The sequence below is a fragment of the Trichocoleus sp. ST-U2 genome, assembly GCF_039961875.1.
Classification (GTDB): domain Bacteria; phylum Cyanobacteriota; class Cyanobacteriia; order Cyanobacteriales; family FACHB-T130; genus FACHB-T130.
The window spans coordinates 17,655-31,279 of record NZ_JAMPJY010000006.1 but is presented as its reverse complement, the minus strand read 5'-3'; the positions used below and the strand labels follow the sequence as shown (position 1 = coordinate 31,279).

Genomic DNA, 13,625 nt, shown 5'->3' with positions numbered 1-13,625 from the left:
TTTTCAAAATATGCAGTTCCGCCAAGAACCGCTTGCTAAAAAGTTTGCTGTTCTGGATGATTGTCCGAATTGGAAGAAAACAATCCCAACAGCGGTGCTAAGATTGCCCCGAAAACAAAGCCACCAGCGTGTGCCCAATAGGCAACTCCACCTTGCTCCATACCAATATTCGCAGGCGCATTCAGACTCGCAACACCATAAAAAGCCTGCTGAACAAACCAAAAACCGAGGAAGAAAACAGCAGGAACGCGAATCGTGGTGAAGAAGATACCCAGAGGAATTAATGTTAGCACTTGTATATTAGGGAATCTGAGAATGTAGGCTCCTAAGACACCCGCGATCGCGCCACTGGCCCCCAAGGAAGGAATGCCAGAGTTCATTGAAAAATACCACTGAGTTAAAGCCGCTAGAATCCCGCAAGTCAGGTAAAAAATTAAGTACCTAACGTGACCCAGCTTGTCTTCAACGTTATTGCCAAAAATCCAGAGGAACAGCATATTACCGGCAAGGTGTAAAAACCCGCCGTGCAAGAATTGCGATGTCACCAGTGTCAGCCACTCCGGTACCGGCTGATTCACGGGTATGCCACTAAAGCTAGCAGATAACTCTCTAGGAACCACAGCGGCAAGGCGAAAAAAACCTTCCAGCTGTTGTGGAGCCAAAGTCAACTCATATATAAAAGCCAAAATATTCGCAGCAATCAGTCCATAAGTGACATACGGAGTGAGGCGTGTAGGATTATCATCACGTAAAGGAACCACAGGCGTCTTTCCTAACTATCCAAGCAAAAGCTGGAAACAACATAACTTAATTTATTCCTAGCTGTCTTTTCACCTCTGGATAGAGATCCAGTATGAGACGCTCTCGGTGAGAAGGTAGAGGCAATAAATAAACCCCTCTAGGGACATTAGAGGGGTTTAATCATGGTGCATGAAGGAATTATTGTCAGACTACCAGCCCTGTGCAGCCTTTTCCATGACATAGGCAGCAACATCCTCAATTTGCTGTTTATTCAGACGTCCTTTGAAGGCTGGCATAGCATTTTTACCATTCATTACCTGGTTGACAATGGCATCCATCGAGTACATCCCATACTTGTCTAGGGCATCCTTCTTTAAAGTTTTATTAGCCATAATCACGTTACCGCCGCCCACATGGCAAGCAGCGCAGTTAGCGCTGAAAATTTTAGCACCACTGACTGTATCAGCTGCATTGGCTGGGCGAGTTAAGGCACCTGTCAACACCGCAATCGTCAACAGTAAAACCGATAACAGTTTCCTCAACTTGATTCTCCTCTTCTTAACAGGTACAGTCATAAAAAAAAGCCTTGCAGAACTATTCTAAGCTTCTTCAAGGCTTTTTCTATCACCAAAGAGGAGAAGAAATCTTAAACCTCAAGGGTGATTATGATTGAATTGCCAGCCTAAAGGAACGATTCTATTAACCCTCGACGGTAATTTTACCAACCATCCCAGCGCCTCTGTGAGGTTGACAATAGTAGGTATAGGTGCCTGGTGGTGTGTCAGCGGGGAAAGTCGTTTCGTAGGATTCTCCTGGAGAGTTTAGCAACTTGGTGTGAGACAGATCCTTAGCCAGCGCTTTATCTCCGTTTGGCACTCCCTTATCATCAAAAACAGCATTATGGGGAGCTAGTTTATTATTGACAAATTTTACTGTGTCACCCGGCTTGATTGTGAGTTTAGCCGGTTCAAACTTCAACATCCCGGCATCTGTGCCCATTTTAATCGTATAGGTTTCTGCTGATGCAGGAGAAGCTGACAACACAAAGCTAGAGACTACTAGCAGAATTGTGCAAATTAGTAAACCTAAGCTTCGTGGAATTGCCATTCTCAATCTCATCGTTTCCTCCCAAAATTGTCAATTAATTTTGTTTAGTAATATTTTAGCTTTAACGCTTACATTCTGTAGAAGATTAAAACATTTTTGCTTTCTATCAATCGGAGGCATTGGCAGATGCATCCTGAACCGGCACGAAGATCAGAAATCATTTGTACCCCATCCCGGTGCTACCTGCGCGGCTCTTAGAACAAAGGCTGCTATCGTTTCCACCTCCTGTCGCGGCATCCAACTTTCCGGTACTTGACGACACCAAAAGCTTTCTTCGCTCCCGTCGTAGGTCATCGGCTGTCGAAGGAAAGCCACAATGCTGTTGATGGTGTCGCGGGGTGGAGTGGCACCATTCAAGTCCTTCAGGGACAAAGACACGGCTGGATTTGGCAGGGTAGCACCGCCGACATGACAATTTAGACAGTGTTGTTCAAATAACTGCTTCCCTGCCGAGAAATCTTCCACAGAAAACTGGCGAGTCTGACCTTGCCCATCTAAGTCTAGGGAAATTGGTTCGGTAACTCGCAGGTACTGCCGAACGTAGGAGGCTGCGGCTTGAGCCGGTAAACTCACCATCCAGACGCCCCAGCAGATGCCCAAAATCAAAAATAAACGGCGAAGTGAGAAGAATTGACGCAGCATTGACCGTGTTACAGATTGACAAAATGTAAAAATTATGAGTTATGAATGCATTCAAAATTCATAACTCATAACTCATAATTTTACTTAGCGCACGGCTTTACCGCCTCCCCACTGTTCGCCGAGGATTTTCGGCTGTAGAAGGATATGACCGCCGATCTTAAACAGGTCATCATCTGTGAGATTTCTCATCACCGTATAAATATCGGAACTCTCTATGCTGGGGTGTACTTCAGAGATTGCAGTTTCCCCATCGTAGGTCGTGGGATGATGCATATAATCCACCAGAGCGGCAATGTTGTCGCGCGGTGGGGTTGCCCCAGCCAAATCGTCCGGACCTAGACCGACGTTGAAATCAGTCTTGGTAACGCCCCCAGCATGGCACGAAGCGCAGGCATAGTTAAATAGGCGTTTGCCTTCGGCGACTTGTTTTAGGTTTAATGTCACCTGCTGTCCTCGATCGTTTAATTTTACAGTGCGAACTTCGTCAGTTAGTTCGACTGCCATTACCTGAGTGACAAGCAATCCGAAGGTGAAAATTACAGTGGCTAAAGCCAGACTTATGTATCGCTTAAGCATGGTTCTCCTTAAGAAATTTGGTGCGAGTTTTTGATCCACAACACAGCTGGACTCAATCTTAGTAAGCCGACCCCTAAGTTGCAGGCTTCTCAACCAATCATCTGGACAAAAAGAAGCAAGCCGATTGCCAAAAAGGAAAATCGACTGTTGGGACTCAGGATAGTTGGTCGGGATTAATTTTACCCTCCGTCCGTGCCCGATCCCTGCTTTTGAGACAGAATCTTAGAAATGATGGCCTTGGCATCCTCCAGAGCCAGACGGCTCTGTTGGGTTTTATAGGCGATTCCCAATTGTTCGCACAGCTTGAAAACCTCCTCTACTGGGAGGTTATAGTCTGCTGCGATTTCGGCAATGGACAGGTCTGCAAAACCCATGATGATTGAGAGAGATTGAACCGCTCTAATATCAATATCATCCCACTCTTGCGGTCGCTTTCCCTTCCCTGTCTAGTTGCTTGGGATCAATCTAGAAACTGGACGCTCGGAGTCGATCGTTTCTGACAGGGGAACGGGGGGCGGTGCAGGGGGGAGAAATTGGTGTAGCCGAATGAGTTGGGCTAGAGTTTTCTTTAACTGAGTGCGGGGCACAATAGCATCTACAAAACCGTGCTGGAGCAAATACTCAGAAGTTTGAAAATCATCGGGGAGCTTTTCTCGCAAGGTTTGTTCGATCACGCGACGCCCTGCAAAGCCAATTGTGGCTTTTGGCTCTGCGAGAATGATGTCTCCCAACATGGCAAAAGAAGCCGTGACGCCTCCCGTTGTAGGGTGAGTGAGAACCGGGATATACAGCAGTCTGGCTTCTTGATGACGCTCCAAGGCTCCGGAGATTTTCGCCATTTGCATCAGACTTAACATTCCTTCCTGCATTCTGGCACCGCCGGAGGCACAGACAACTACGACTGGCTTTCTTTCCCAGGTAGCTCGTTCAATCAGGCGGGTAATTTTTTCTCCGACGACAGAACCCATGCTACCGCCCATGAAGCGGAAGTCCATGACACCGAGGGCGACAGGCAAGTTTTCCAATTGCCCCATTCCTGTCTGCACGGCGTCCACCAAGCCAGTTTTGTCTTGAGTTTCTCGCAAGCGATCGCAATATTGTTTGCGATCGCGGAACTTCAACGGATCGGTGGGAAACACCTGTTCATCCAACGGCATCCAGGTATTGGCATCGATCAGCTGGCGGATGCGTTCATCGCTGAACACCCGGTTGTGATGGTTGCACTCCAGGCAAACCATATTGTTTGAGCGGAGGTCTTTGGTATAAGCAAGGACACTACATGCCTCGCACTTTGTCCACAGCCCATCCGCAATCTCACGCTCTTGCCGCTGTTCACTAATTGGCTCTGATTTTCGTCGATTTGCAAACCAATCAAATAGAGACATGAAAACGGTTAATTCCTCTTATTAAAATGATTTTCCTACGCTTTAAGCTTGCTCTTCCTGAATCGGACTCAATAATAGCAGAGCGGCCCACCGATCCTGCGATCGCACCTGTAAGGCAGTAGGACTCCCCGCACCAAAATAAGGTGCCACACCGAGGTCGAGAATCCGACTAGGAATTTGATGAGCCGCTAGCATTTGCTGCATTAATTCAGCTTCCCAGCGAGCGCAATTTGTTTTTAGGGTAATCCAAGACACTGGAATATCTTACAATACGGCAGTATTGCGGTAAATCAGGGCAGGGGGAATGCGTTAATTGAGGGGGAAAAAGAGTTGCAGGTAAGCAGACCAAATCGCCTCACCCCAAAAAGCTGCCAAAAGCGCTCCCAGTGCTAGGAAGGGACCAAACGGCATGGGCCGGTGCCGGTCAAGCCAGCCAAGCGCGATTGCTCCCCCACCGGCAAAGGCTCCCAGTACACAAGCCAAAAACCCAGCCAGTAGCAAATTCTTCCAGCCCAACCAGGCTCCCATCATTGCCGCCAGTTTAGCATCTCCTCCACCCATTGCCGCTCGCCCAAAAGCGATCGCTCCCCCAAAAGCAATGATGTCAAACAACCAAATTCCGACTACACCACCCACAATGCCTGACATCAAATGATTTGCACTTTCTGCCCAACTTGCTGCTGGCATAAAACCGGCGATCGCCTGAAACACTAAACCCAAAATTAAGCCGGTTTGAGTAAGTGGATTGGGCAATGTCATTGTGTCTAAATCGATCAGCGATAGTGTTAACAGCCAGCTAAAAAAAGCCCAATATCCTAGCGTTTGCACCGAAATGCCAAACGTCAAGAAAACTAGCAAAAACAACATCCCGGTTGCCGCTTCTACCAGTGGATAGCGCCCGGAAATCTTGCTTCTACAGTGGCGACAGCGCCCTCGTAACCGCAGCCAACCGACAATTGGGACATTTTCACCTTTACCCAGTCGATGCAGGCATTGTGGGCAACGAGAAGGGGGCCAAAGAATCGATAAACCTGCTGGCAAGCGATAAACTACCACATTGAGAAAACTGCCAATTGAGGCACCCAATGCAAAAACAATCGCAGCAGCAGGCAACGCCATCAAATCATCCATAGCAATTAGTTATCAGTCACGGGTCATGAGTCATGGGTCATTAGTAGTGGGTCATGAGTCATGACTAAGGACAATTTAGACTAATCACTAATATATTTCCGACTCAATTTGACTAAAAGGCACAAAACATTCTTGCGGCAACAGAATCGGTTTGCCTGCAAAAATCAGCTTGCCCCGATAGGTATACCGATCGATTGCCACCCCTAGAGGGCGCTGCATACGGTCTGGATGGACTTCCGAGTAAGTCCGATAGATTTGTCGAGCTGCTCTGACGATGCTGGGGTCTAGCAACACGGGGATATCTATCCTTTCCGTCCGATTTTCTAACCGTTGCTGTGAAGCGTAAACCACTCGTCTACCCCTGTTATTTGAGCTAGTCTATAATCTACCCGTGCAATTCCTGCAAACTGCAATAGGTATACCAATTTTTGTTGCAGTTGAGGATGAAATTTTCTTAAGGCTTTTCTAGTGCTTGGATTAATGCATTGCCCATTGCACTGCACCCTAAAAGATTCATCCCCTCAGACATAATGTCACCCGTGCGATCGCCGCGCTCCAGAACTTGCATCACCGCTTGCTCAATTCTGTCGGCAGCAGCAGGCTGGTCTAAGCCGTAGCGCAGCATCATCGCTGCACTCAGAACCTGCGCCAGCGGATTTGCTTTATCTTGCCCAGCGATATCGGGGGCAGAACCGTGGACGGGTTCAAAGACACCGGGGCCAGATGCACCTAAACTTGCAGAAGGTAACATTCCAATACTGCCAGTAAGCATAGCGGCAGCATCAGACAGGATATCACCAAATAGATTACCTGTCACAATTGTGTCGAATTGTTTAGGCCAGCGAAGAAGTTGCATAGCAGCGGCGTCTACATAGAGGTGAGACAATTCCACATCTGGATATTCTTTAGAGAGCGCAGTTATGCGATCGCGCCACAACTGCGATACTTCCAGCACATTTGATTTATCCACCGAACATAGCTTTCCACTACGTTTTTGCGCTGTCTCAAAGGCTACTCGCCCAATCCGGTCAATCTCTGATTCCGTATAAGCCATTGTATTGACGCCGCGCTTCTCGCCTGTTTCCGTAGCAAAAACTCCTCTCGGTTCCCCAAAGTAGATACCACCAGTCAATTCGCGCACCACCATGATATCAACGCCCTCGACCACTTCCCGTTTCAAGGACGAAGCATCCACTAACTGGGGTAATATTTTGGCGGGACGCAAATTGGCGAATAAGCCAAGACCAGCCCTGAGTCCTAGTAAACCCGTTTCCGGGCGTTGATGGCGAGGGAGGTTATCCCACTTATAACCGCCAATAGCAGCGAGTAAAACAGCATCGCTATTGCGGCATGTTTCCAACGTTTGGGCGGGTAGCGGTTCTCCCGTAGCGTCAATCGCCGCACCCCCCACAAGGGCTTCTTGAAATTCAAACTGAATCTCAAATTGTTTCCCGACAAGTTTCAACACGTCTACCGCTACTGCCATAATTTCAGGGCCAATGCCATCGCCGGGAAGTAGGGTAATACGGTAGTTCTGCTGTGTCATAGGTTGTTCAAAACTCTTGCGAGTTATTAATCATACAGGGGAAATGTACCTGAAAAACGTTCAGATTCAGTTACAATCTGCCCAGCTAGCGCTAAAGCCCAGCTAGACCTAAATAGGTGCGGGAATACCAGCAATTCCTCTGATTGCTAACTTTCTGCCAAAAAAGAAGGCGGTGAGGGCAGCCAGGAGCGGGATGTCTGAAAAGTTGGTTATAACACCATTCATAATGTAATGGGCAAAGCATTCAGTCAATGCTGCTAACAAGGAGAAATTGCCGCTCGAATCCTTCGTCTCTATAAAATGTCAATACTATTTTTCAGCATTTTATCAGCTCGATATCGGATGATTTATGTGCCATTGTCGAATTTGATTTAGGACTCGTGTCTTTTACTAACTGGCTTTTGAACCTCTTTTGAATTTATTAAATAGTTGCAAGTAAGAAAGTTCAAGATGAAAGAATAAAATATCTAAGGCTGATTCGCAAGCAAATTTATTAAAGATTTTTTCAATAAATGATGTAATGTATTGGAATTGTGAATGTCCAAAAAAACCAGTAAGCTTTATTAAAGAAAATTAATTAAAATGCTTGCAGAAAATTATTAAAGATTACAGGCGTGCTATTTGGGGATTGGAAGAACAAAGCATCCGAATATTAACGAACGGCATTGACACAGAGCCAAAAGTGCGATCGCTCTTGTAAGAGCCTTCTATGCTTGAAGGTGCTAGCTGAACCAAATAGTAAAATGTCTGATCCCCCTGAAATTATCCTAATTGGGACAAATTAAGGAATTACAAGGCTAATCGGTTCTGCAATCTTGTTTAAATTTCAGAAACGCTCGTGGCAAATGCTGTAGGTAAAGGCTACGCTAGCACTCAAGCAAGCCATCTTACAGTCAACCCTCAGCAGCTATGGCAAAAGAACTGGCAATTCAAACTTGTGGACTCACCAAGCAATTCGATCGACATATTGCAGTTAATGATATTGATTTACAGGTAAAAGCTGGTGAAGTCTATGGACTAATTGGACCGAATGGAGCCGGTAAAACAACGTTGCTGCGGATGTTGGCGGCGGCTGAAGAGCCAACGACAGGTGAAATTTATATTAATGGCGATCGCCTGCAACGCGATCACAGCAACCCTACCCTGAAGCGGCGACTCGGCTATCTACCTGATGACTTCCCCCTGTACGACGATTTGACAGTCTGGGACTACCTAGACTATTTTGGGCGTCTCTACCGCTTGCGAGAACCACACCGCAGCCAGCGCTTGCGGGAAGTTTTAGAACTGGTGCAGCTAACGGGTAAGCGCAATAGCATGATTGCCACTCTCTCGCGGGGGATGAAACAGCGCCTGAGTCTGGCGCGGACAATTATTCACGAACCGATTTTGCTGCTGTTGGATGAACCCGTTTCCGGATTAGACCCTCTTGCCAGGATGCAGTTTCGGGAAATCATCAAAGTATTGCAGGAAGCCGGGATGACGATTGTCATTTCGTCACACGTCCTCAGCGACTTAGAGGAACTTTGCACCTCAGTCGGCATCATGGAACTCGGCTTTCTCGTAGAAAGTGCGTCACTCAAGGAACTTCGCCGCCGCCTCAGCCGCCAGCAAATTTTCTTGTCTACGTTGGGTAAGCTAGAGTCACTTGTATCAAAGCTGAGAAACCATCCTTTAGTCGAAGAATTGGAGGTGATGGCGGGACAAGAGCGAGTGCGCCTTTACTTTTCTGGGGGTCAGGAAGATTGTGCTAAGTTGTTGCGATCGCTTGTTGAATCTGGCATTCCTCTGACCGAATTTCATTGCACTCAGGAAGACTTGGAAACCATTTTCCTGAAGCTGGGACACCAGCAAGCATCATAAAACAAGATTGAGGACTGAGGACTGAAGACTTAGGACTGAGTTATTAACAATGCTTACTCTTCACTCAGCACTGAATTTAATTCTGGAGATTTTTTAGTCATGAAAATTAATTGGAGCGACCGGCTGGGAGATTGGAATCCCCAGCTGTTACGAGAAATTAAAGGGCGTCTTAAACCCCGAAATGTATTAATTGCAGTAGCGATCGCGCTGATGGGTCAAATGCTACTGCTGATGAGTTTCGCAACTCAACTGCCGGTTGATACAGGTATGGGTGATATCTACAGTAGATATTGCCTAGACTATCGCCCTGGTTATGGGCAGAAATGCCTTTTAGATCCCCTTGGCAATATTGTTATTAACTGGCAATTGTGGTGGCTAGATGTGTTCGTCTGGCTGAGTGTTATTGGCTTCCTGACCGTCTTGGTGGCTGGCACCTATATGCTAATTAGCGACCTATCGCGGGAAGAAAATCGCGGCACGCTGAATTTCATTCGCCTTAGCCCCCAGTCTACAACCAGTATTTTCAGCGGCAAGTTGCTGGGAGTGCCGATTTTACTTTATCTCCTAGCCGGTCTGGCGATTCCTTTGCATTTGTTGGCGGGTCTGTCGGCTGAAATTCCTTTAGTCCTCATTCTGGGCTTTTATGGTGTCGTGGTTGCCAGCGCCGCTTGCATCTACAGCGCCGCCTTACTTTATGGATTGGTCGCCGGTGGACTCGGTGGATTTCAATCTTGGATTGGCAGCGGCATTGTGCTGATGTTCTTGAGCCTTATGACTGGCTTGAGCCTTAACAGCAGCACAATCATCCATAATTCCCCCCTAGATTGGCTGCATCTATTTTCTCCTTCAATTGTGCTGGCATACCTCATTGATGCCAGTTCTCAAGGAAGTGCCTATTCAACGTCAATGGGAATGGCGCAACTGGAAGCCTGGAAATGGTTTTACTTACCTCTAGGTACCAGCATCTGGAATGTCATCGGCTTTAGCGTGCTGAACTATGCGGTGGGAACTTTATGGTTTTGGCAAGGGATGAAGCGTTGCTTTCACAATCCCAGTACGACTCTCCTCAGCAAACGGCAGAGTTATATAATGACGGCTTGCTTTGAAGTGGCTGTTCTGGGATTTGCCCTAACCCTACCCAAATGGCGCGCAGATAATCCAGAATCTATACCAGGCGGACTGTTTGATAATTTTGGTGGTTTGCTGTTGTTAAATTTGCCGCTGTTCTTGTGTCTGATGGCGGCGTTGTCACCTCACCGCCAAGTTTTGCAGGATTGGGCGCGTTACCGACGGGAGCAAACATCTTCTCGCGTGAAAAACTTGGTGCAGGATTTGGTTTGGGGGGAAAAAAGCCCTTCAGTGGGAGCAGTGGCACTGAATTTACTGATTGCTTCAACTATCATGGTGCCTTGGATACTCCTTTGGCCTGCAAGTGCGTATAAAGCATCAGCGCTGGCGACCATCCTGCTGAGTGTCAATTTAATCTTGATTTACGCAGGTGTTGCTCAGCTAATGCTGTTCATGAAGACGCCGAAGCGATCGCTCTGGGCAGCGAGTACAGTGGCGGGATTGATTATATTGCCGCCGATTGTGTTCGGCTTACTATCAATCTCTCCCGCTAAAATCCCTGGTGTATGGCTGTTTTCCGTCTTCGCCTGGGGTGCTGTAAAAGATGCTGCTGCGACTAGCCTAGGTCTGGCAGTGCTGGGTCAGTGGCTAATGTTCAGCTTGTTGAGTATTCAGACAGCACGACAGTTGCGACAAGCGGGCGAGTCCGCGTCGAAATCGCTGATGTCCAATCGTCCCTCTTTGCCTGCTAACGGCTTGTAGAGAAGCGATCGCTCGAATCGAATTCTCGGACACAAACAAACGAATCTAGAAAAACCCGTTTTCGAGGCAGAAAACGGGTTTCTTCTCAAAACTTGCGATCAAGGAAAACAGAGATGAACCTACTTTGGATGGAGCGATTGGGCGATTGGAACCCTCAGTTTCTGCGCGAACTCAAAGGACAACTGAAAACTCGCAAGTTAGCGATCGCTATCGGTGTCTCTTTGATTGGTCAGTTTTTACTGGTCTTATATTTTTACGAACAACTAAATCTTGATGGAACCTACAGCAGCTTCTGCGTCAGAAACAGTAACTACAACTGTCGTTTGGATGCTGCTGGTCAGATTGTCATCGAGTGGCAGCAGTGGTGGCAGACCCTATTTAGCGTTTTGAATTGGATTTTGCCTCTCATCTTATTACTTGCTGGGGTGCATATGATTATCAGCGACCTTGGCAAAGAAGAACGTCGAGGCACCCTCAATTTCATTCGATTGAGTCCCCAGTCTAGCCAAAGCATTTTGACGGGAAAAACCCTGGGAGTGCCTATTTTAGTTTATCTGGGTGTAGCCCTAGCACTCCCTTTACATTGCTGGTCTGCGATTAGTGCCGGTGTACCTTTTCACTTTCTGGTGAGTTTTTATTTGCTCTCAGGTGCTAGTTACTATTTCTTCTATAGCGCTGCCTTACTTTATGGATTTTTGAGCGAATTTCAAGCTTCGTCAGCCAGTTTTTTAACCTTTGTATTTGCTTTGCCTTGGCTAAATGTAATTAATTGGTCTGTGTCCCTGGTTACACAGGCCAATTATGATTGGAGCGATTCAGTACTATACTATTGGCAATGGTTTTATATACCGCTCGGTAGTAACTTTTTGTTAGCTGAGACCTTTGCAATTCTAACTTTTAGTTTGTGGACTTACTGGATTTGGCAAGCCTTAAATCGGCGTTTTGCTAATGCCAACGCCACGCTTATCAGCAAAAAACAAAGTTACTGGATGGTCGCTTATTTTGAATTCCTGCTTCTAGGTTTTTGTCTACAAAAGAACCACTTAAATCCGGCACAATTTGCTGAATCTGGATTTCTGTGGGGATTGTTGGTCTTTATGGAAACCGTAAATCTGCTATGGTTCTTGGGTTTAATTGCTGCTTTATCCCCTCACCGTCAGGCATTACAGGATTGGGCGCGTTACCGCCGCGAAAAGGTTTCTAACCGTAAAGGTTTTTGGAAAAGCGGCTTAATGCAGGATTTGCTGTGGGGTGAAAAAAGCCCATCACTGGTGGCAGTAGCAGTAAATTTGGGCATTAAAACCGTAATTTGGGGTGCTTGGATTCTGTTTTGGCCTCAAAACAGTGCCAAGATTTCAGCTATTTTAGGTTTGATCTTGAGTCTAAACTGGATCTTGATATTGGCGGGTATCGCTCAGACGCTGCTATTTATGAAAACAGCAAAGCGATCGCTCTGGGCTGGCATAACTGTAATAGCCTTGATTGCATTTCCCCCAATCTTTTTCAGCGTGCTGTCGATGCCATTTTATCAAAGCTCTGGTGTGTGGCTGCTTACCGCCTTTCCCTGGATAGGGGTAAAAGAAGCCTCCGCAATTCCCATTTTTCTGACAATCTTGGGACAGTGGAGCGTTACGACATTGTTAAGCTTACAATTGACGCGGCAGATGCGATTAGCAGGCGAATCTTCCTCCAAAGCAATCTTTGCTAATCGTCCATCAGCACCCGCCCCCTAGAACACTTTGGCAGGGGAGAGCGGTGAGAAAGAACCGCGAGGGAGAAATGTAGCGACTGATTCTCCCCCTCTCCCTCTTTCACTCAGCCTGAAGTACTACTTTTTGAGCGCCTTTTTCACCAAATCTGGAATTTGGGAAGGGCGCTCTGCTATTGGAATTTTCGCTTGCTTGAAGGCGGCAATTTTTCGGTTTTCAGGTGTCTGTTCGGCGGCAATTTCAGCCTGTGGAAAAGCGAGCATCGCTTCCTGACGCCAAAAACCAAGTGCATTCCCTGGGCCTAAAAGTTTTTCTTGGGGAAGCAAGCGACCGACAAAATATACAATTACTGGCTTATCAAGTGTAGCAACGATGTATTCTGCTGCCGCCTGTTCATCACTAGAACTGGTATGGCTGATATGGCTGACTAAAACAATGACCTTCGTGTTTTTATCTGCTGCCAAAATTTCCAGCCATTGTACGACAGAAGATCCGACAAACGGCTCGCTGCCAATACTGACAGCAATCGACTGACCATAACCGGCTCGTGTCATTTCTCCGGCTACTTCGTAGGTGAGATTGCCGCTGCGGCTGAGCAGCCCCACCGATCCAGGACTATAAAATTCAGGTTCATGAGTGCCTAGTAAAACCTTGCCTGGAACAATAATCCCAGCACTGCTGGGGCCAAGGATGAGAGTTTGAGTCGCCTCTGCCTTTCTGAGCAGCCGAACCATATCCAGGGGAGGTATCCCACCCGTAATCAGAATAATTTGTCGGATACCTGCTGCGATCGCTTCTAGCGCAGCATCAAGCGCCGCGTAAGGTCGTACAAAGATAATGCTAATGTCAACCGCTCCGACCGACTGTATCGCCTGCTCTACCAGGTCGAACACCGGAATGCCATCCAGCGTTTGCCCTCCCTGACCGGCACTGACCCCAGCTACTACCTTCGTGCCGTAAGCTGTCATTCGGGCAGTGTAGGTTGACGCAAGTGGTTCTGCGATGCCTTGTATCAGGATTTTACTGTCTGGCGTTAACTTCATGATCCTTTACCAAAGTCTATTTTCCATGCAACGTTCGTGCGCGAACAGCACATGA

Annotated in this window: 15 protein-coding genes; 3 read left to right on the top strand and 12 right to left on the bottom strand. The window is 47.2% G+C overall.

Translation table 11 applies throughout. The features are described from left to right. Positions 1-35 precede the first annotated feature (35 nt). The 11 genes from NC996_RS05515 to leuB form a co-directional block, all read right to left on the bottom strand. A complete protein-coding gene (locus tag NC996_RS05515) occupies positions 36-761 on the bottom strand; it encodes a rhomboid family intramembrane serine protease (RefSeq protein ID WP_190414281.1) in 726 nt (241 codons plus the stop codon). Between the two features lie 189 nt (positions 762-950). Further along, the gene (gene petJ, locus NC996_RS05510) at positions 951-1,283 is read right to left on the bottom strand and encodes a cytochrome c6 PetJ (protein WP_190414283.1); all 333 of its coding nucleotides are present in this window, start codon (positions 1,281-1,283) and stop codon (positions 951-953) included. Positions 1,284-1,440: 157 nt separating this feature from the next. Then, a complete protein-coding gene (gene petE / locus NC996_RS05505) occupies positions 1,441-1,860 on the bottom strand; it encodes a plastocyanin (RefSeq protein WP_190414285.1) in 420 nt (139 codons plus the stop codon). Between the two features lie 138 nt (positions 1,861-1,998). Next, the gene (gene psbV2, locus NC996_RS05500; protein WP_190676646.1) at positions 1,999-2,490 is read right to left on the bottom strand and encodes a photosystem II cytochrome PsbV2; all 492 of its coding nucleotides are present in this window, start codon (positions 2,488-2,490) and stop codon (positions 1,999-2,001) included. A gap of 84 nt (positions 2,491-2,574) precedes the next feature. Then, positions 2,575-3,066 carry a photosystem II cytochrome c-550 gene (gene psbV / locus NC996_RS05495; RefSeq protein WP_190414289.1) on the bottom strand — a complete coding sequence of 164 codons (492 nt, stop codon included), beginning with the start codon at positions 3,064-3,066 and terminating at the stop codon, positions 2,575-2,577. A 179-nt stretch (positions 3,067-3,245) separates the two neighbouring features. Beyond that, positions 3,246-3,440, bottom strand: coding sequence for a translation initiation factor IF-2 N-terminal domain-containing protein (locus tag NC996_RS05490; RefSeq protein WP_190414291.1), 195 nt, complete (start codon positions 3,438-3,440; stop codon positions 3,246-3,248). A gap of 72 nt (positions 3,441-3,512) precedes the next feature. Beyond that, positions 3,513-4,451, bottom strand: coding sequence for an acetyl-CoA carboxylase, carboxyltransferase subunit beta (gene accD, locus NC996_RS05485; RefSeq protein WP_190414293.1), 939 nt, complete (start codon positions 4,449-4,451; stop codon positions 3,513-3,515). Positions 4,452-4,493: 42 nt separating this feature from the next. Then, positions 4,494-4,706, bottom strand: coding sequence for a hypothetical protein (locus tag NC996_RS05480; protein ID WP_190414294.1), 213 nt, complete (start codon positions 4,704-4,706; stop codon positions 4,494-4,496). Positions 4,707-4,760: 54 nt separating this feature from the next. Continuing rightward, on the bottom strand, positions 4,761-5,582 hold the full coding sequence (locus NC996_RS05475; RefSeq protein WP_190687532.1) for an A24 family peptidase: 822 nt from the start codon (positions 5,580-5,582) through the stop codon (positions 4,761-4,763). An 87-nt stretch (positions 5,583-5,669) separates the two neighbouring features. Further along, on the bottom strand, positions 5,670-5,933 hold the full coding sequence (locus NC996_RS05470; protein WP_190414298.1) for a hypothetical protein: 264 nt from the start codon (positions 5,931-5,933) through the stop codon (positions 5,670-5,672). A gap of 103 nt (positions 5,934-6,036) precedes the next feature. Further along, a complete protein-coding gene (gene leuB, locus NC996_RS05465; protein WP_190427273.1) occupies positions 6,037-7,128 on the bottom strand; it encodes a 3-isopropylmalate dehydrogenase in 1,092 nt (363 codons plus the stop codon). Positions 7,129-8,037: 909 nt separating this feature from the next. Between leuB and NC996_RS05460 the strand changes: the two genes are divergently transcribed. From NC996_RS05460 to NC996_RS05450, 3 genes are all read left to right on the top strand, one after another. After that, a complete protein-coding gene (locus NC996_RS05460; protein ID WP_190687529.1) occupies positions 8,038-8,988 on the top strand; it encodes an ABC transporter ATP-binding protein in 951 nt (316 codons plus the stop codon). 99 nt (positions 8,989-9,087) lie between these two features. Beyond that, positions 9,088-10,818 carry an ABC transporter permease gene (locus NC996_RS05455; RefSeq protein WP_190687527.1) on the top strand — a complete coding sequence of 577 codons (1,731 nt, stop codon included), beginning with the start codon at positions 9,088-9,090 and terminating at the stop codon, positions 10,816-10,818. A gap of 113 nt (positions 10,819-10,931) precedes the next feature. Next, entirely contained in the window at positions 10,932-12,551 is a 1,620-nt protein-coding gene (locus NC996_RS05450) for a hypothetical protein (RefSeq protein WP_190687524.1), read from the top strand. Positions 12,552-12,646: 95 nt separating this feature from the next. Here NC996_RS05450 and NC996_RS05445 read toward each other — a convergent pair whose 3' ends face one another. Continuing rightward, a complete protein-coding gene (locus NC996_RS05445) occupies positions 12,647-13,570 on the bottom strand; it encodes a CoA-binding protein (protein ID WP_190687521.1) in 924 nt (307 codons plus the stop codon). Between the last annotated feature and the right edge of the window lie 55 nt (positions 13,571-13,625).

Excerpts from the sequence above, each read along its gene's own strand:
- petE (WP_190414285.1), bottom strand. The coding sequence starts at position 1,860 with ATGAGATTGAGAATGGCAATTCCACGAAGCTTAGGTTTACTAATTTGC.
- psbV2 (WP_190676646.1), bottom strand. The coding sequence starts at position 2,490 with ATGCTGCGTCAATTCTTCTCACTTCGCCGTTTATTTTTGATTTTGGGC.
- psbV (WP_190414289.1), bottom strand. The coding sequence starts at position 3,066 with ATGCTTAAGCGATACATAAGTCTGGCTTTAGCCACTGTAATTTTCACC.
- NC996_RS05490 (WP_190414291.1), bottom strand. The coding sequence starts at position 3,440 with ATGGGTTTTGCAGACCTGTCCATTGCCGAAATCGCAGCAGACTATAAC.
- accD (WP_190414293.1), bottom strand. The coding sequence starts at position 4,451 with ATGTCTCTATTTGATTGGTTTGCAAATCGACGAAAATCAGAGCCAATT.
- NC996_RS05475 (WP_190687532.1), bottom strand. The coding sequence starts at position 5,582 with ATGGATGATTTGATGGCGTTGCCTGCTGCTGCGATTGTTTTTGCATTG.
- leuB (WP_190427273.1), bottom strand. The coding sequence starts at position 7,128 with ATGACACAGCAGAACTACCGTATTACCCTACTTCCCGGCGATGGCATT.
- NC996_RS05460 (WP_190687529.1), top strand. The coding sequence starts at position 8,038 with ATGGCAAAAGAACTGGCAATTCAAACTTGTGGACTCACCAAGCAATTC.
- NC996_RS05455 (WP_190687527.1), top strand. The coding sequence starts at position 9,088 with ATGAAAATTAATTGGAGCGACCGGCTGGGAGATTGGAATCCCCAGCTG.
- NC996_RS05450 (WP_190687524.1), top strand. The coding sequence starts at position 10,932 with ATGAACCTACTTTGGATGGAGCGATTGGGCGATTGGAACCCTCAGTTT.
- NC996_RS05445 (WP_190687521.1), bottom strand. The coding sequence starts at position 13,570 with ATGAAGTTAACGCCAGACAGTAAAATCCTGATACAAGGCATCGCAGAA.